The sequence below is a fragment of the Arthrobacter sp. P1_B11 genome (genome assembly GCF_056406715.1).
In genome coordinates, this window is sequence record NZ_JBFTZQ010000021.1 from 68534 (window position 1) to 86615 (window position 18082).

At 65.4% G+C, this 18082-nt stretch carries 14 protein-coding genes; 7 read left to right on the forward strand and 7 right to left on the reverse strand.

Features of this window, described 5'->3' with window-relative positions; all coding sequences use genetic code 11:
- Positions 1–70 precede the first annotated feature (70 nt).
- On the forward strand, positions 71–1069 hold the full coding sequence (locus AC1D14_RS16050) for a LacI family DNA-binding transcriptional regulator (protein ID WP_230121303.1): 999 nt from the start codon (positions 71–73) through the stop codon (positions 1067–1069).
- Positions 1070–1149: 80 nt separating this feature from the next.
- On the forward strand, positions 1150–1443 hold the full coding sequence (locus AC1D14_RS16055) for a putative quinol monooxygenase (RefSeq protein ID WP_476968757.1): 294 nt from the start codon (positions 1150–1152) through the stop codon (positions 1441–1443).
- A 165-nt stretch (positions 1444–1608) separates the two neighbouring features.
- Here AC1D14_RS16055 and AC1D14_RS16060 read toward each other — a convergent pair whose 3' ends face one another.
- Positions 1609–4227 carry a GH32 C-terminal domain-containing protein gene (locus AC1D14_RS16060; protein WP_230121297.1) on the reverse strand — a complete coding sequence of 873 codons (2619 nt, stop codon included), beginning with the start codon at positions 4225–4227 and terminating at the stop codon, positions 1609–1611.
- Between the two features lie 233 nt (positions 4228–4460).
- Between AC1D14_RS16060 and AC1D14_RS16065 the strand changes: the two genes are divergently transcribed.
- Positions 4461–4799, forward strand: a complete 339-nt coding sequence (locus AC1D14_RS16065) for a hypothetical protein (protein ID WP_230121298.1) — start codon at positions 4461–4463, stop codon at positions 4797–4799.
- Positions 4800–5014: 215 nt separating this feature from the next.
- Positions 5015–7429 (forward strand): 4-alpha-glucanotransferase, encoded by a 2415-nt coding sequence (gene malQ / locus AC1D14_RS16070; RefSeq protein ID WP_476968758.1) that lies wholly within the window; start codon positions 5015–5017, stop codon positions 7427–7429.
- Between the two features lie 41 nt (positions 7430–7470).
- Here the strand turns inward: malQ and AC1D14_RS16075 are convergent, their stop codons facing one another.
- Positions 7471–10284, reverse strand: coding sequence for an alpha-amylase family glycosyl hydrolase (locus tag AC1D14_RS16075; RefSeq protein ID WP_476968759.1), 2814 nt, complete (start codon positions 10282–10284; stop codon positions 7471–7473).
- A gap of 154 nt (positions 10285–10438) precedes the next feature.
- On the reverse strand, positions 10439–11476 hold the full coding sequence (locus tag AC1D14_RS16080; protein WP_476968760.1) for a lactonase family protein: 1038 nt from the start codon (positions 11474–11476) through the stop codon (positions 10439–10441).
- Positions 11477–11681: 205 nt separating this feature from the next.
- On the opposite strand from AC1D14_RS16080, the gene AC1D14_RS16085 reads away from it, so the two are divergent.
- Complete coding sequence (locus tag AC1D14_RS16085; protein ID WP_476968761.1) at positions 11682–12572, forward strand: putative protein N(5)-glutamine methyltransferase; 891 nt, start codon at positions 11682–11684, stop codon at positions 12570–12572.
- Positions 12573–12952: 380 nt separating this feature from the next.
- On the opposite strand, the gene AC1D14_RS16090 is transcribed toward AC1D14_RS16085, so the two are convergent.
- The 4 genes from AC1D14_RS16090 to AC1D14_RS16105 form a co-directional block, all read right to left on the reverse strand.
- The gene (locus tag AC1D14_RS16090; RefSeq protein ID WP_476968762.1) at positions 12953–14791 is read right to left on the reverse strand and encodes an HNH endonuclease signature motif containing protein; all 1839 of its coding nucleotides are present in this window, start codon (positions 14789–14791) and stop codon (positions 12953–12955) included.
- Between the two features lie 124 nt (positions 14792–14915).
- Entirely contained in the window at positions 14916–15440 is a 525-nt protein-coding gene (locus tag AC1D14_RS16095) for a hypothetical protein (RefSeq protein ID WP_230121272.1), read from the reverse strand.
- A gap of 119 nt (positions 15441–15559) precedes the next feature.
- Positions 15560–15823, reverse strand: a complete 264-nt coding sequence (locus AC1D14_RS16100; protein ID WP_230121273.1) for a GlsB/YeaQ/YmgE family stress response membrane protein — start codon at positions 15821–15823, stop codon at positions 15560–15562.
- Positions 15824–15968: 145 nt separating this feature from the next.
- Complete coding sequence (locus AC1D14_RS16105; protein WP_476968763.1) at positions 15969–16799, reverse strand: aldo/keto reductase; 831 nt, start codon at positions 16797–16799, stop codon at positions 15969–15971.
- 178 nt (positions 16800–16977) lie between these two features.
- Between AC1D14_RS16105 and AC1D14_RS16110 the strand changes: the two genes are divergently transcribed.
- Together AC1D14_RS16110 and AC1D14_RS16115 are read left to right on the forward strand one after the other, a co-directional pair.
- On the forward strand, positions 16978–17637 hold the full coding sequence (locus AC1D14_RS16110; protein WP_476968764.1) for a CDP-alcohol phosphatidyltransferase family protein: 660 nt from the start codon (positions 16978–16980) through the stop codon (positions 17635–17637).
- Positions 17638–17792: 155 nt separating this feature from the next.
- Positions 17793–18002, forward strand: coding sequence for a hypothetical protein (locus tag AC1D14_RS16115; RefSeq protein WP_230121276.1), 210 nt, complete (start codon positions 17793–17795; stop codon positions 18000–18002).
- Positions 18003–18082: the final 80 nt, after the last annotated feature.

Below are 18082 nucleotides of genomic sequence, written 5' to 3' on the forward strand. Positions count from 1 at the left end.
GATGAAGGACCAGCCAATGACAACGGTGTCTAATCGTTACCAACCTGAAGCGACAAAGAACCGGCCCACAATGCGCCACGTCGCGGCACTGGCCGGCGTCGGCATCAAAACCGTCTCGCGGGTGATGAACGATGAACCGGGGGTGTCCGAGGCAACCCGCCAGCGCGTACTCGGCGCCTCCCAGCAGCTCAATTACCAGCTGGACATGGCAGCGGGAAGCCTTCGCCGGGCCGGTCGCCAGACCCTTTCCATCGGTCTCCTGCTGCCAAGCGTGTCCAACCCCTTCAGCGGCGAGATTCACCGCGCCCTGGAGGACTCCCTGACCGCCCGAGGCATTGCGGTCTTCGCCGCCAGCCTCGATGACGACCCGGAACGGGAGAAGGCCCTCGTTGCAGCTTTCCTGGGGCGGCGTGTCGACGGCCTGGTCCTGACGCCCATCGCGAAGAGCCAGTCTTACGTCATTCCAGAGCACTCACGCGACCTGCCCATGGTCTTCATCGACCGTGAACCGGTGGGCATTGAGGCGGACGCCGTGGTGACGGACAACGCTGTCGGAGCCGCCACGGCCGCCGGCCACCTGATTGCACACGGCCACAGGAAGCTTGCCTACCTGGGTGACCGCACAGACATCCAGACGGCCCGCGAACGCCGGCGCGGTTTCATTGAGGAACTCGGCCGGGCCGGCATCGCGACGTCCTCCGTTCCGGTGCTCGAAGGCCTCCACAACGAGGAGTCAGCCCGCCAGGCGGCCCTTGAGCTGCTCAGGTCCGACGATCCGCCCACCGCCATCTTCTCCAGCCAGAACCTCATCACGTTCGGTGTCATGCGTGCCCTCAAGGAGCTCGGTGCCAGCAGGAAAGTGGCACTCGTAGGGTTCGACGACTTCACCCTTTCGGACATGATGGATCCCGGCATCACCGTCATTGCCCAACATCCCGAGAGAATCGGGAAGCTCGCCGCAGAGCGGCTCCTGGCCAGGATCGACGGCGATGAACGGGCCCCGCAGACGTACGTTGTTCCGTCGGAGCTCATTGAGCGTGGATCAGGGGAACTCCGCCCACCGCACTGAACCGGGCCGCTCTTTGCCGGTCCGCCCTTGATCCGTCACGATTTCAACCACCCGTACCGAACCTTGAAGAGGAGAAAACCATGACCAAAACGCTGTACGCAGAATTTACCGTCAAGCCCGGAAGCGAAGACCGGGTAGCGGAAATGATGCGCGAACTGACAGACCACGTCCGCCGAGAACCGGGCAACCGACTGTTCCTGCCGTACACCCGGGAAACCAACCCCCGGGAGTACTTCGTCTTCGAGGTGTACGACGACGATGCCGCCTTCCAGGAGCACATCAGCGCCGATTATGGCGCCCGGTTCAACGGGGAACTCGCGGACCACATCGAGGAGGACGGCTCGGTCCTGACCTGGCTGCAGCCGGTCGCGTGAAGACGGGGGTCCCGCCCGAAAGCCGAAGACCCTGAGTCACGGCCCGAACCTGAACCCCAGGGTCACGCGCAAAGGCTGAAGCCTGGAGCCACAGCCCGAAGGATGTGCACGGAGGAGTGAGCAAAAACGGCCGGTGCCCGCATCTGATGCGGGCACCGGCTTCGGCTACCGGCGGTTCTTCTTGACCGTCGGCGCCGGGACAAACATCGACTTGCTCAGCGGCGTGACGGACACGGACTTCAACTGCGCGGTGCCCCCCTCGGCAAACAGCGACACTTGGCTGGCTCCCTGTTCGGGGAAGACCTGGTCGGTGACGGTCCGCAGGCCGTTCTGCGCAAATACCTCCACTGATGACCGGTCAACGTAGATGCGCAGGGTCACGTTGCCGCTGGCATCCAGGCTGACGGGCGCCGAGTCAACCGACGCGAAGAGCGGGTGGAAGGCGGTATTTCCGGAGTTTCGCCGGTCCACGTACACCTCGCCCGCCGCCCTGTCATAGCCGATGACCGTGGAGGAATTGCCGTTGCCCAGCACGGTGATCCCCGCCTTCGCGGCCGTGCCGGGCGCGAGAGTGACGTCGATCCTTTGGACCTGGCCCCAGGCTGCTGGCGGCAGGGCCTGGGTGCCTGGGGTTATGCTCCGTGCCTTCTTTTCGGCGTAGCTCACCCTTGTGCCGAGGGCGTCCACCTGCTGGACGGCCTTCTGGGTCAGGCGGGGTCCGGCGGCGGTCTGCGTGAGGGCAACCTCGCGGGGTAGGGACATGGCGCTCCGCCACGGCGACGTGGGAATGCTGTTGGCGTAGTCCCAGTTGTTCATCCAGCCGAGCATGATGCGCTTGTCCTGCGGCATGTTGCCGAAGGAGACGGACGCGTAGTAGTCCCTGCCGTAGTCCAGCCAGTCATAGGTCTGCAGCCGGGGCGTGGCGGGCCGGGGTGACGCCACGAACTCATCGGCAAGAATGTGGCCCCAGCCGAACCGGTTGTTATCCACCACCCGGATGCTCGCCTGCCGCCCCTTGAATTCCGAGACGTTCCAGGACTCCCAGTCAAGGACTTCGCTGTTGGCGCCCGTGGCGCTGCGGACAACCTTCCCGTCGACCACGAGGTTGACAGTGGTTTCGTCGGAGCGGGGAACGGCAGCCTGGTCGGTGAGCATGACGTGGTCCAGCGTGAGGTGCCCCCAGCCGCCTGTGGCCTGGTCAACGACCCTGAGCTGCGCGGTCTGCCCGGCAAACGCCGAGACGTCCCAGCCTTTCCAGTTGAGGGCGCCGGCGTCGTCACCGGAGAGAGTCCGCACCACGGTGCCGTTCACCAGCAGTTGCACCTCGAGCACTTGTCCTGACCCTGCGTCTCGGTGCCCGCCTCCCACGAGCATGCTCATGAAGTTCCGGGACACAGTGAACGACGGCGATGTCATGGTTCCCTGCCTGTCGTCACCGGGTGCGCCTCCGGTGTCGAACGTGTTGATGCGCTTGGCGCCGATGTAGAAGTCCCCGCCTGCTGTTGAGGGTTGGAACGCGGGGGCCAGATCCGCCGTACCGGTCCAGCCGGCGTCGGCCAGGGTGGTTCCGTCAGGGACCTCGAAGCCGCTGAACAGCAAGTCGCCGGGAGGTGGCGTGTTGTCCAATTTGTCCGAGATACGCGGATGCTGCCCGCCGCCCACAAGGAAGTTGAGGTAATCGCTGTTCACGGTGAACGCCGGTGAGCTCATCGAGCCCAAGGGCCAGTCGCCGTCGTTAAAGGAATTGATGAGGCCGGCGCCGGCAAAGCCGGTGACGGCGTTCTGCCCAGCTAGTGCCCCGCCGGCCGGGGCGTCCGCAAACGGCCCGTTCTTCCAGTTCCCCGGCTCGTTGTTTGCTGTCCAGCCGTTGTAAGTGCCGTCGTTGAAGCCGGCCAGGGACGTCCCGGCCGGCAGCGAGTCGCTGGCCTTGGTTGACTCCGACTTAAAAGTGGTCCCGTCGAAGTTGCCCACGAAGTACTGGCCGGCTGAGCCTCCGGCCACGCCGCCCGGGTTGATGTTGACCACCATGACCCACTTAACCTTTGCGGGATCACCGTCGACCGCCAAGGGAAACAGGTCGGGGCATTCCCAGAGCCCTCCCGTGGCGTTCGCCGGCCCGAACTCGCTGAGGAGCGCCCAGTCCTTGAGGTTGCCGGACTTGTACAGGAGCACCTTGTGCTCGGTGGCCTCGACGGCGGCCATCACCCAGTAGCCGCCGCCGGTTGGGGACTTGTACCAGAAGACCTTGGGGTCGCGGAAGTTCGCGGAGTTGCGGTTGAGTACCGGGTTGGCGCTGTACTTGGTCCAGGTCTGACCTTGGTCCAGGCTGTAGGCGAGCGACTGCGCCTGGAGTCCTCTATACGGCGAGGCATCCTTGTAGGCGCTGGTGAAGACGGCCACCATGGGTGGGTTTGCAGCGGTACCGAAGCCGGATGTGTTGTCCCTGTCCACCACCACGCTTCCGGAGAAAATGTCCTGCTGGTCATCGGTGGGGATGGCCAGCGGCTGCTCCTTCCAATGTGCCAGGTCTGTGGACGTGGCATGGCCCCAGGACATGTTCCCCCACGTGTTTCCCGATGGGTTGTGCTGGTAAAACAGGTGGTAAACGCCGTTGTAGTAGACCATCCCGTTGGGATCGTTCATCCAGTTCTGTTGAGGCGTGAAGTGGATCGCTGGCCTGTACTGCTCGTCTCCAACTGCCTCCGCAGCCGACGCCGGACCCGCCCCGGCCAGTGCCGCGGCCAGGGTGAGTCCCACCAGAGTCAGGGCAGAACATGTCTGCATTATTCGAGATTTTTTGCTTTGCATTTCGTTGAGGTCGCCCTTCATTGCGCGTGCCTTTATCCAAGACAACGTTGTCAGTGTGTGGAACGCTAAATTAAGTCCACGAGACAAGTCAACGGATTGACAAGGACTCCCATTGACACATCGGCGTCCGTTCAAATCTGACACCGTTGTCCACGCGGACTGTTCGGCCGCGGCGCACACCGAGGCGGCCGGTTGTTAGTGTGGGAAGCATGAAACGACGTCTCCTCGCTCTCGCCATGGTTCCCACGCTGCTGCTTCTGGCGGGGTGCGGCCAAGCTCAGGAGGCCGTGCAGAATGCGGCCAGCTCGGCCGCGTCCGGAGTTGCCAACGCCGCGGCAGACCAAGTCAAAAGCCAGATCTGCGCGTTGCTGAAGGACGGCCTCGTCAGCGCCTCGGACAAGGCCGCGCTCACCGGACTCGTGGCCGGTGCCGATACCGCGGGGGTTCCGTCCGAGATCACCGCCCCGTTGAAAGAGATCGCCCAAGCCGGAGACGAAGTGCCCAGCGAATCGGTGAAACAGCTGCAGAAGGCGTGCGCTGCCGGCTGATTCCGCGGTGGCCCCGACCTGTGCTGACGGGCCCGCAGTCGCTTGAGAGCGGCCTGGGGGTGCCGGGCGCCCCGCCCGGCCGTCCGTGGGTGTGGCCCCTGTCCCTCCCCGCCCTGCAATAATCGGAACCAACCGTTGCCTGGCAGCCGAATAGCGCCGGTCGCAACGGGAGCACTGCAAGTTTTGGCCGATCTAAGCAGACGAGGCGGACATCAATGAAGGCTTCCAGCCAGCAGCAAGCGCCAGGTTCCGGAGTAGCAGCAGATCCATCTGCTGCTACTCCGGCAGCGGGAGTCCATGCGCCCGGCAGTTCCGCTGACGCCGAAGCAGCCGGCTCCGCCCCTGCTGACGCCGAAGCAGCCGGCTCCGCCCCTGCTGACGCCGAAGCAGCCGGCTCCGCCCCTGCTGACGCCGAAGCAGCCGGCTCCGCCCCTGCTGACGCCGAAGCAGCCGGCTCCGCCCCTGCTGACGCCGAAGCAGCCGCCGCCCCAGCTGGCACCGGTTCCGTGAGCCCCGAGCTGTTGCACTGGCTCGCAGACGCCCACGGCGTGGGGACCACCTATCAGGGCTGGGACGGGCTTCCGCACGAAGTTGCACCCGCAACGTTGATCCGTGTCCTGGCGGCCCTTGGGGTCCAGGCCCACACCGACCAGCTCATCGAGCATGCCCTGGCCGAAGCGGAACTGGCGCCGTGGCGGCGGATGCTGCCTCCCGCCGTCGTGGTTCAGGAAGGGACACCCGTCCAGGTGCCGGTGCACGTCAGGAACGGTTCCGCCGTCCGTGTCAGCGTCATTACCGAGGACGGGCGTGAGCTCGACGCCCCGCAGCAGGACATCTGGATAGAGCCGCGCGATGTCGACGGCGTGACTACCGGCCGCGCAACCTTTGAGATGCCGGCGAACACCGGACAAGGCTGGCACACGCTTCGCGCGGAGTCGGAGGGCAAGGTTGCCGAGGCCACCCTTGTGGTGGTTCCGTCGAGGCTGACCACTGCCGCGCCGCTCGAGGAGCGCCGCGGCTGGGGCCTGGCCACGCAGCTGTATTCGGCGCGGTCCAAGCGGTCCTGGGGTGTGGGCGACTTCGCCGACCTGGCCGAGCTTGCGGCGCTTGCCGGTTCCCGCGGCGCCGACTACGTGCTCGTGAACCCGCTTCACGCGGCTGACCCCGTGCCTCCGGTGGAGCCTTCGCCTTACTCACCGTCCACCCGCCGCTTTTTCAACCCGCTCTACCTCCGTATCGAGTCGATTCCGGAGCTGGCGTACCTGAAGCCGAAGAAGCAGGCTGTGGTCCACGGCCTGATGAAGCAGGCGCGGAAACTGAACAACGACTCCTCGCGGCTGGACCGGGACACGGCGTATGGCGCCAAGCTGGCTGCGCTGGAGTTGCTCTACGGGGTCCGCCGTTCGCCCTCCCGGCAGCGTGCATTCGGGGAATTTTGCCGCGGGGCCGGGACCGGGCTGGATGACTTCGCCCTGTGGTGCGCCATCCGGGAAGATATCGACGCCGGCGATCCGTTCTGGACCGATCCTGCGGCAGCCCTGGGCTCTCCTCTCGTGGAGAAGTTGCGGATCGAACTTTCGGACCGGATCGATTTCCACCGCTGGCTTCAGTGGCTCTGCGATGAACAGCTCGAGTTCGCCCAGGCCGCAGCCAAGCGCGCCGGAATGCGCCTCGGAGTCGTGCATGACCTCGCCGTCGGGGTGGACCTCCAAAGCTCCGACGCCTGGACACTTAAGGGAGTCCTCGCCTCCGGCGTCAGCGTCGGGGCGCCCCCGGACATGTACAACCAGCTGGGGCAGGACTGGCACCAGCCGCCATGGCATCCCACCCGCCTGGCCGAGGCCGGCTACCGGCCCTTCCGCGAGATGCTGGCAACGATTCTGCGGCATTCGGGCGGGATCCGGGTTGACCACATTCTGGGGTTTTTCCGCCTCTGGTGGGTGCCCGCGGGCAACTCTCCGGAGAACGGGGCCTACGTCCGCTTCGACCATGACGCCATGATCGGCATCCTCGCGCTTGAGGCGCAGCGTGCCGGCGCCGTGGTGATCGGGGAGGACCTGGGCACCTTTGAGCCGTGGGTCCGCGACTACCTTGCCGCCCGCGGCATCCTGGGGACCTCCATTTTGTGGTTTGAGAACGACGGCGATGCTCCGCTCGCACCCGAAAAGTACCGTCTGCAGGCACTCTCCAGCGTGAACACCCACGACCTTCCGCCGACGGCGGGCTACCTCGCCGGCGACCACGTGACGCTTCGCAGCGGGCTGGGGCTGCTGGAGCGGTCAGCGGAGGAGGAGCGCATCGAGCACAACGCGACGCTCGAAAAGATGATGCTGCTGCTTCGGCAGCGTGGGCTGCTCCCGGCCGATGGCGCCGGTACGGAGGAGGAACGGATCGAGGCCCTGCACCGGTTGCTGGCGCAGACCCCGTCCGTGCTGCTTGGCGTGGCGCTCGTGGACGCCGTGGGGGAGCGCAGGGTGCAGAACCAGCCGGGGACAACGTCTGCCCAGTACCCCAACTGGCAGGTTCCGCTGGCCGATTCCGACGGTGGCTCCGTGCTGATCGACAGCCTGGACGGGAACGACCGGTTCAACTCCCTCCTGGCGGCGGTAGAGGAATCGATCCGCGGGTAGTGCGGCCGGACGGTGGGCCTGCGCGCGAAAGCGGGGCCGCCTCAGCTGGCCGTGATCACGTGCGTGGTGTGGTTGTACCGGAAGGTGACCGGGCCGCCGTCGTGCTTCAAAACGATGTTCGAACCGTTAGGCGCCCCGTCCTGGCCATAGTTCTCGTCCCAGGAACCGTTGATGGCCGCCTTGAACTCATAGGTGCCCGCGGGCATGTCCGCGGTCAGCTTCCAGACGCGGTTAACCGGATCGAATGTCATAAACGCCGACGTGCACGCCGGCTGCCAGTCGTCCGGGCAGCCCATCTCGCTGTTCAGGCTGCCTGCAACAGTGACCGACTGGGGCTGCGGGGCGGCTCCTACCACCACGGTCCGCACGCCGCTGGCCACCTTGAAGCCAGGGCCGCTCATCGTCGCCCGGTAGCTCACTTTGGTACCGTCGGCGAGGTTCAGTGCAGCCACGTCATCAACCACGGTGTAATCGGGGGATGAACCATCATCCGATCCGATGGCCGTCCAGGGGCCTCCGGCCACACTCCGTTTGAAGCCCACCACGTGGCTGGCTTTTTCCGGATCGGCGGTGGCAACAACTTCCGCAGTGCCTTGAACGGTGCTTCCTTCCTTGGGCTGCTGGATGGTCAGCACCGGCGCGGGCACGGTGGCGGTGCGCGGGTTGCTGACCGACGCGTGGCCCCCGTTGTCCAGGACGACTGCCCGGTACTTCAACGCCGTCCCGGGTTTGAGCCCCGCGACATCATGGAAGACCCGGTAGGGCGCAGTGTCGTCGGTGCCGATGGACTCCCAGTCGCCGCCAGCCGTTTTCGCCTGGAAGGTGACCTCGTAGAACGACGAACCGTCGACGTCGGCCGTTACCTGCATCCGGCCATTGTCACCTTGCGACGTGGCGGCGGCTGCCGCCGCAGCCGGTGCCTGCAGGGAGATGGCTGGGGCCGCCTTCGAGTGCGGAATCCGGCCGGAGGACTTGTAGACCACGGCGGACAGCGGCGGAACCGTGACGGTCAGCTTGCCCTCAGGCGAGGTTTTGGATTCGGCCGCGGCGTCTCCGTAGACCAGGCTGTAGGCGCGCTTCGCGATGTAGGTGGGGACTGACGCCGTCCGGGGCTGCTCGCTGTTGTTCAGCGCCACCACGTACTCGCGCTGGTCCTTGGCGTCGGTGCGTGAGAACGCGTAGATGCCGGGGCCGTCCGACGCGTAACGGTGTTGGTGGGCACCATTCCGCAGTGCCGGGTGGTCCTTCGTCAGCTTGGCGAGTTCGCTGATCTTGCCGTACAGCGGGTGCCCGGTGTTGAAGTTGTCGGTGGCGTGGGTAGCGTCGGTGCCGAGCAAATCGTCGTCGAGGTAATCGGGCACCTGGCTCGCGAACAGTGTCTGGCGTGCGTCCTGGTCTCCGCCGGGGCCGGTGAAGCCCTGCTCATCGCCGTAGTAGACCACCGGGTTTCCACGCGAGAAGTACATCAGCTCGTGGGCGAGCCCGTCGCGGGCAACACGTTCGGCGTCGTCCGCGTCCGGGTTGTCCGAGGCGATGAAGCTGCCGATCCTGCCCATGTCGTGGTTCCCCAGGAAGGTGGGCAGCTCATACACATTCGAGTCGGCGTCTGTGTACCAGTCGTCCCCGGCGAAGAACGTCTCCAGCTGCCGGGCATTCTGGCCGCGGGACGCGAAATTGCGGGCAGCCTCCTGGAAGGGAAAGTCCAGCACCGCCTGCATCTTGTCGCGGGTGGTGAACTGGGAGGTGAAGCTCTTGGAAGTGTCAAACACTTCGCCGAACATGAAGAATTCGTCCTTCCCCTGCGCTTTCGCATAGCTGAGGACATCCGGGCCGAACTGTTGCCAGAACTCGTCGTTCACGTGCTTCATGGTGTCGATGCGGAAGCCGTCCACGCCGAAATCCTTGATCCATGTTTCGTAGACCTCCGTCATTCCCTTCACCACGGCGGGGTGCTCGGTGAACAGGTCGTCCAGGCCGAAGAAGTCGCCGTAAGAGGAGTTCTCACCGGCGAAGGTGGTGTCCCCGCGGTTGTGGTAGAGCGTGGGATCGTTGAGCCAGCTCGGCACCTTGAGGTTCTTCTCTGCCGGGTCCAGGACCGGCGTGTAGGGGAAGGACCTCTCAGCGTCAAGCTTGGGGAAGTCCGCCTTGCCGGCGTAATCGCGGTCATCGAACGCCACGCCCGCTGCCGTGCGGTAGGGCGCCTCGTCCTTGGAAACGTAGCCGGTGCGGGCGCCTTCCTTGTAGCCGATGACATCCGCCGTGTGGTTGGTGATGATGTCGAAGTACACCTTCATGCCGCGTGCATGGGCCTCATCGATGAGTTTCTTGAGTTCGGCGTTGGTGCCCAGATGCGGGTCGATCTGGGTGAAGTCCGTGACCCAGTAACCGTGGTAGCCGGCGGAGTTGTCCTCCGGCTGCACGGCCTTGTTCTTGAAGCTTGGTGTCAGCCAGATGGATGTGGTTCCCAGCCCCTGGATGTAGTCGATCTTGTCCAGCAGGCCGGTCAGGTCGCCGCCGTTGTAGAAGCCCTTGCGCTTGGGGTCGAAGCCGGACACCATCGGATCCGGACCGAGTCCGCCGTCGTCGTTGGCCGCGTCACCGTTGCTGAACCTGTCCGCCATGACGAAGTAGAAGTTCTCGTCCGTGACCGGGGCCCGCAGGGCATGAAGGCCCGACGGCGGCCGGTCACCTGATGGCGACCCGGGCCCCTTTGCGCCCTGTGCCGCTTGGGCGGGAAGCGCGGCGGCCGCCAGGAGAACCAGGGCGGATGCTGTGGCCGCGACGGCACGGGGGAGGCCAGACGGGCCCGCGTCTGCACGCGAGCGCAAGAGGAATTGGACAGGGTTGGTGAACATGGCTGAAAACCTTCCGCGAAGCGACTCTGCTTGTCCCGGTCCAGCCGGGTGACCTGGGTGACGACCTGCCCAGGCCTCAGAAGCCATCATTACAACGGTTTATGCACCGCCGTAATAGGAGTGACGAATCTTGTATTGAGCTTGTCGATTCGGTTTAGCTTGCCACAACCAAGGCCGTAGGGGAACCCGCCACCAAGCGGTGGCGCACGTCGCCGGGTAGGCCGGATTCGGGGTCAAGCCGGAAAGTTGTCACGTCGTGGGAACGCTCATGGGCGACGTGAAGCCAGCCGTTGCGGACCAAGTGATGTCTGGGCCAATCGCCTCCGCTCGGATAGTCCGCGACAGGGCGAAGTTGCCCCGACGTTGCGTGGACCGCCAGCACACAGATCCGGTTGGAACCGCGAACTCCTACATACACATGGTGCCCGGCGGGGGAGAGGGCGATCTCCGCTGCCGAATCGCCTTCCTGGGCTCCGCCCGCCGTTGCCGGACCTTCGCCGACGAGCTCGAACCGTGCGGTGCCGGACGCGGCCCGCACGGCAAAAACCTCGATGGAGTACTCGGAGACTACGAATACGGTTCCCTCGGCATGCTGCACCAGATGGCGGGGGCCGCTGTCCTTGGGAAGTAGCACCTCGTGATCCAGTGACAGACCAGCCTCGGGGAGGTACTGCCACACCCGAAGCAGGTCGTGACCCAGGTCCGTGGTCATGACCCGGCCGTCGGCGAGCATCAGGCCGGCATGGGCACGGCTTGGCCGGCCGCCTTCGTAGGGATCCGCAGAAGGTGCCGCTGAGAAGCGGGCGGTGATGGCGCCGTCGTCATCCAGTTCGTAGAGCAGCACCTGCCCGTCGCCCCAGCAGGCAACAACAAGAAACCTGCTGCGGGGATCGACGGCCACATGGCAGGCAGCCTCGCCGGCGGGCCACGGCACGCCGATGGCTTCCAGGCCGAACTCGCCGCGTCGGCGATACGCCTGGACCGACTGCACGCTCTCACCGACGGCGTAGACCACGGGCAGGGAGGGATGCGCGGCCAGGAACGACGGCGAATCCGCCTTCGCAGCGGTGCCGCGCCAGATGAGGGTTCCGTCAGGAGCCACCGAGATGGCTCCGATGCCGGCGCCGTGCCCACCGCTGTCAGCAGTGTACGAGCCGGTCCAGATGAGCGGGTGGTTTTCGCTGGGCGTCATGGCTCCATCTTGCCAACGACTGCCCGGTTCCGGGTCAGCTAACATGAAGATTCGCAGGCGTCGAAGTGCGCGCCGCTTTGGAGAGCCAGGGGAGGTGAGAACCATTAGCGCAATGCCAGTCTGGGTTCTCCCTGCCCGCCGCCGTCCGGACCGCCGGGGCTAGCCGATGCGCGGAGTGCCCATCTTTCAACCGAAGGACGCTCCCATGCCGTTTGCGCATCCATCTCTTTCTCGTTCTGCCGTCACCGCCCAGCTTCGCGCCGCAGGCTGTGTCTTCGCCGAGGACGAAGCCGAACTCCTTTTTGCTGCCCCGTTCACCCCAGCGGAGCTGGCCGCAGCCGTCGAGCGGCGGGTTGTGGGCTTTCCCCTCGAACACATTCTGGGATGGGCGGAGTTCTGCGGTCTGCGGATTGCAGTGGGGCCCGGGGTCTTCGTTCCTCGCCGCCGCACGGAACTCCTGGTCCGCGAAGCCGCCGCGCTCCTGACAGCGAAGTCCGCGGTTTCTGTGACCGCGGCAGGGGCAACGCCGGCAAGTTCGAAAGGCAGCCGTTCGGCGCCTTTTGCTGGCGATCGGGGCTCCGGCGAGGGCTCGGTCGTGGTGGACCTTTGCTGCGGCTCGGGAGCTGTAGGCAGGGCGCTGGCGGCACTCGTGACGGGCATCGAGCTGCACGCTTCCGACGTCGACCCTGTTGCGGTGCGCTGTGCGCAGCGAAATGTTGATCCCGTCGGCGGCAGCGTCTATGAAGGCGATCTGTACTCGGCTCTGCCCGCTCGAATTAGAGGGAACATAGACATCCTCGCCGTCAACGCACCCTACGTGCCCACGGAGTCCATCAGCAGCATGCCCCACGAAGCCCGCGCCCACGAGCCGACGGTGTCCCTCGACGGCGGGCCGGACGGAGTCGATATCCAGCGGAAGGTAGCGGCCACAGCGCGTACATGGCTTAGGCCCGGAGGTCACCTGCTCATCGAAACGAGCCGACGCCAAGCGAAGCTGACTGCAACGGCCGTAGCCCAGGGTGGGTTGACGCCTCGCATTGCCAGGTCTGATGAGTTGGACGCCACCGTGGTTGTAGGACTGCGGCCCCTACTGTAAGCCACCACTATAGGCTGCCTGCTCGCGTAGTCGGCGCTGTGGGTGGCCCTGCTGCCGTGCTTCGGCACCTGCGGCACGGAGACCACAGAATGACCGTCACGCGGGCGGGCAGCGCCCGCAATCACGGCAAACCTTGCTTTCCGCTCTGCCCCCAGTCATACGTCCTGGCGCATAGTCCGTGAACTGCCAACCGATCGAGTGCCTCGAAATCAACACCGCACATGAGCCTCCTGCTAAGCACCGCATCTGGCTTGAGCGCACCTGGGCTCAGAGACTCAAGTAAATCGGAGCGTCTGAACAACCGTGGACCGGGGGAGTGTCTGAATAACGGTGGATCCGGGTTGGAGTGACAAGCCAGCCAGGTCCGATGGGGCAGCGTCTTATGTTCGGTGGTGGTGGTTGCGTCGGGGTTTTTGGGTGGGGTCGATGTGGGGTGGGGGGATGAACCAGGGGATGCCGGTGGTGATGTGGATTTGCCATTGTTCTTTGTGGATGAGGTGGTGGTGGTGGGTGCAGAGGAGGACGCCGTTGTCGGTGTTGGTGGGTCCGCCGTGTGACCAGTAGGTGGTGTGGTGGGCTTCGCACCAGGGTGCGGGGATGGTGCAGGTGGGGAAGGCGCAGCCTTGGTCGCGGGCGGTGAGGGCTTTGCGGAGGTGGGGTGGGAAGATCCGGGTGGTGCGGCCGATGTCCAGGATGCGGCCTTGGCTGCCGAGGAGGATGGGGATGATGTCGGCGTCGCAGGCGATTTTGCGGACGGTGGCGGGGGTGACGGGRCCGGTGAAGGCGAACGTCCCGGTYCCGGCGGGGGTTTCTGGCGCCTGAGCCGTTGGGGCCGGGGTGGCGGTTGAGGCGAAGGGCGTGGGTGTGGGTGTGTGGCGGGTGTAGCGGGGGCCGTTGGCGGCGGTGGTGTGGAGGCGGTTCAGGAGGTCCTGGTAGCTGATGGTGACCATGACCTGGGGCCGGAGTCCGCCGGTGGCTGGCAGGGTGTTGGTGGCGAGGGCTGTTTTGCAGGCGCCGACGAGGCCGTCGAGGAGTTGTTGGGGTCGGGTGCGGCGTTCGAGGTGGGCGTCCGCGGCCGCGGCTTCGGCCGCGTCGCCGAATCCCGGCCCGGTATGCGCGCCCGCGTCACCGCCGGCACAGTTCTCCCCGGTGCCCGCGCCCGCGCCGGTGCCTGTTCCCGAGCCTGTTCCGTCCGCGGTGGTGGTGGGTTGGGTGCGGGGGTTGGTGGCGGTGTTCATGGCGGTGAGGAGGTGTTCGTATTGGTCGGTGGTGGCGAAGATTTCCAGGTGGTGGAGGCCGCGGCGGGGCCGGCGGGTGAAGGCGCCTTGGCGGTGGCGGAGTTCTTCTTCGCTGGGTTCGGTGCTGTCCTGGTCGATGGCGTCGGTCCAGCGGTGGGCGATGCGGAGCAGGAAGTCGTGGTCGTTCTCCAGGGCGGTGCGGTTCAGGGCGGCCTCCATGGTGTGGAGGGTGGCGGGGTTGGTGATGGGGCGGGCCTTGTCCAGGGCGGTGGTGATGATGGTTCCGGCGCGGGAGGCGATGGCCCCGGCGGCGAGGTTCGCGGCGGTCTGTTCGCAGGCGGGGGGCATGGGGTGGGCGTTGRGGCCGGTGCGCGGCAGCACGGCCGCGGCGAGGGCGAGCCGGCGGCGGGCTTCGCCGATGCTGATCCGGAGCCGGACCCGGAGGTATTCGGCGGTGTTCCGGCACCCGTCATCGGCAGGCGCAGACCGCACCGGCCCCGGCCCCGGCGCTGTTCCCGGCGCCGCGGCTGCGGACATCGCTCCGGATCCGGAGACGTCCCCCGCGGTGTCGGTGCCGGTGCCCCAGCCGGTGGTCCAGCCTGTGGCTTTGGCCGCGGGTCCGGCGGCGTTGACCGCCTCGGTGCGGGTCCGTTCCACCGCGGCCGCGGCGAGCAGCTGAGGGTGCTCGGCCCGGCGGGAGAGCTCCTCGGCCAGGTCCGCGAAATCCGCCGCGTTACGGAAGGAGGTCAGAGCCAGTTCATCCGGCACGCTGTCGGCTGTGGTCTCCGCCAGCGCCAAGCACTGCCGGAGGCAGTCAAAAGCACCGCCGTTGGACGAAGAAGTGTCCGCAACGGCGGTGCTGGAAAGTTGGCCAGGGGCACAAGTCCCTGGATCCCGGACGCTGCGCAACGGATTGGTACGCGGGCCGGGCACTGCTGCCCGGCCCGCGTTACCAACGCTGCGTCCCCCAATGGCTTCCATATGAAAACTCTGCCAGAGGGGTCTGACAATTAAAGCGGGCGCCTAAAGCGGGCGCCTAAAGTCGGCGCCTAAAGCGGGCGCCGAACTTCAGTACCCAGCTTGGCTGAGGGGCTGGGCTGTTCGGCTAGTGCCTTTCAGGGTCCACGTTGGTGGCAGCCCCGGCCGGAGTGGCGCCGCCTTCATCGGACCAGTCCTGACCCGATGAGTCGTTCAATGCGGGGTCAGACTCAACGTCTGAAGTACCAAGGTTTACTGTCTCCGGGTGAGTACTGTGTGCGGGGACGTCCCCGCTGTCCAAAGTGTCGCCGTCGGGCGTGCCGCCTGAGGCGGGCGCGCCGCCTGAACCGGACGCGGCGCCGCCTGAGGAGTAGGTGCCGGACTTGGTGTCGCCCGATTTGGAAGCGTCGCGGTGCATGGCCGAGCTAAGCACTGTCCCGGCCCGACGCGCTGCTTCGGAGAGCTGGTCGCCCATGTCGGGTGCCTTTTCCTTCACAGCCTCGGTGGCCGCAGTGACCTTGTCCTGAACCGGTTTGCTGTCCCAAATGCTGGTGGCGCGGGCTTTGAGTTTGTCGTACGCTGCCCGGCCGGACCTGGATCCGAGAACGTAGCCTGCAGCAATTCCGGCGCCGAAGAGAAGTTTGGATTTCATGATGAACTCCTGCTCTTGAGAGGGATATGTACGATGTGGAAAGTTCAGCCTCTGAGGGAATCAGCTAAGAAAACGGCCCCGGGAAAGTGTCCCGGGGCCGTTTTCCAGCCAAGGTCCGACTAGCGGACGCTGCGGCGGGTGATCATGCCGTAGACCAGCAGGACGACGATTGCCCCGCCGATGGCCAGCAGCCACGTTGACAGCGAGAAGAACTCGTTGATTCCCACGCCGAAGAGCGCGCTGCCGATGAAGCCGCCGAGGATGGCTCCTACTACGCCAAGCAGAAGCGTGATGAAAATGCCGCCACCCTGTCGGCCGGGGAGGATCGCCTTAGCAATGGCTCCGGCAATGAGGCCCAGAATCAGAAATGCGAAAAAACCCATTTTTATCGTTCCTTCTTCTTCATAAAGGAGGCACCCGGTATGCCGGGTACGCTTCGTCCTTCTCCCCAATACTAAACATGCTTACTATTTTTCTGCCAGTCGGTTTGAGGAGAAACTCTCCTGCGGAGGGTTGTTCCCGCCGGCCTCAATGCCCTTGGACGTCTGAGTTCACGCCCGCCTCTGGCCCTTCATCCAGCGTCTCGATGGCCGTCAGATCTTCCTGGTCCAGGGTGAACCCGAAGACGTCGATATTCTCCTTCATGCGTTGCAGACTGGAGGACTTTGGGATGGCCACCAAGCCTTGGTGAACATGCCAGCGGAGCACTATCTGGCCCTCGGTTTTGCCGTGTTTTCTGGCGATTCTTGTCAGCACTGGCGCAGACAACAGGCCTGAACCTGCCCCGAGCGGGCTGTACGATTCGGTGACTATCCCGTGGTGCTCGTGATAGGCGCGGTCCGCAGAGCGCGTGACCGAGGGGTTGAGTTGGATCTGGTTCACTGCGGGAACCACATCAGTTGCCCACATGAGCTGTTCAAGGTGGGACGGTTTGAAATTCGACACGCCGATTGAACGGGCTTTGCCCCCATTCTGAAGCCGTTCAAAGGTCTTCCACGTCGAGATGAAATCGCCACGCCGGGGCAGCGGCCAATGGATGAGGAGCAGGTCCACGTAGTCCATGTTCAGCCGCCTGAGCGCGCCCTCCAGGCCTGCCACCGCCCTGTCCTCACCTTGGAATTCGCCGTCGAGCTTGGTGGTCACGAAGAGCTCGTCGCGGTCCAATCCACACCCGCGAATTCCCTCGCCCACCCCGGTTTCATTGCCGTATTTCACGGCGGTGTCGATATGCCGGTACCCGGCTTCCACGGCATGTACGACGGCGTCCGCCACCTCACGGTCGTTTAGCGGCCAGGTGCCAAGTCCAATCTGTGGTATCCGGTGGCCATCGTTCAGGTCGATTGCCGGTGAGAGTGCCATGCGCAAAGTCTTTCCTATGAGCAGCCGTTTGCACAGAGCCAATTGCGGTGCTCCGCTGCCAGAGCCGGTTGTTGCTACGATGAGCGCGAGGGGGCATATGGAGGTCTTGGCCAGGCGCCGCGCGATGACGGATGCGGCAATAGCGATGGCTGGTTTTCTTGTGGCCGGGAGTTGGCTTATGGCCACTTCGGCTGCGGATTCAGGATGGCTCTACGCGGCGCTGTCCGCTGGCGTCGCGGTGGTGGGAAACGCTGCCGTCTCAATCCTCAGGCGCAAGCCGCCAATGATCACTCCCGCAGATCGGGTCACGCTGGTCCGTGCTGTTCTGGCGGCATGCTGCGCAGCAATGGCCGTTCCCGCACTCTTCAGTGACCGCTTGCCCGGCGTCCCGTTCATCGTCATAGGCAGCGTGGCTTTCCTGCTTGATGCCGTGGATGGAGCAGTGGCGCGGCGTTTCGCCTGCGCATCCCCTGCAGGGGCACGACTGGACGTTCAAACAGATGCCGCCTTGGTTCTCGTACTGTCCGTCGCCGCAGTGGGAAGTTTCGGCCCGTGGGTCCTGGCTATCGGGCTGATGTGGTACGCCTTTATAGCGGCCGGCCGGCTCCGGCCTGCCCTCAGGGGAACGCTCGGCGTGAGCCGGCTCCGCAAGGTCATCGGCGCCTACCAGCCATTTGCGTTTCTGCTGGCGCTAACACCGGGCGTGCCCGCGGGGATCGGCGCCGCCGCCGTCATCCTTGCCCTCGTGACGCTGGTGGCCTCTTTCGGCCGAGACATCCTCGAGCTGGAGCGGACCCGCGCAGGGATGTTGGCTTGGAGTCCGGACAAGAACTGGTGAACTGACCGCCTGCCTGAGATCGGCAGCCCTGAGTGAAGCTCTGGACTAAGCGGCAAGGCGCTGGTATCCCTTGGGTGTAGCGGGAACGAGAGAAATATGCGGCCAAGTTTCGTGGCCACACCCGATGGCACCCCGACCAGCAAAGGATCCTGACCATGAGTGAAACGCCCGACGATTCCCAGCAGGATTCCACCCGGGACCCACAGGAGAATCCCTCGGAGGGATTTCCTTTCGACCCCACGCAGAACCCGCCCTTGGAGGATCCCGCAGTTCCTCCGCAGGATCCGCCGGGACCGCCTACGGGCCCCGACGGCGAACCCGACGATCCCGCCCTGGAGGACCCGCAGCGCCCTCCGGCTCGTTAGCGGTAGACGACGGTAGCAGTGCATGCGGCCGCGCGGGAGTCCGACGCCGGCCCGGCCCGGTCAGCGGCGCGGCCCACCGG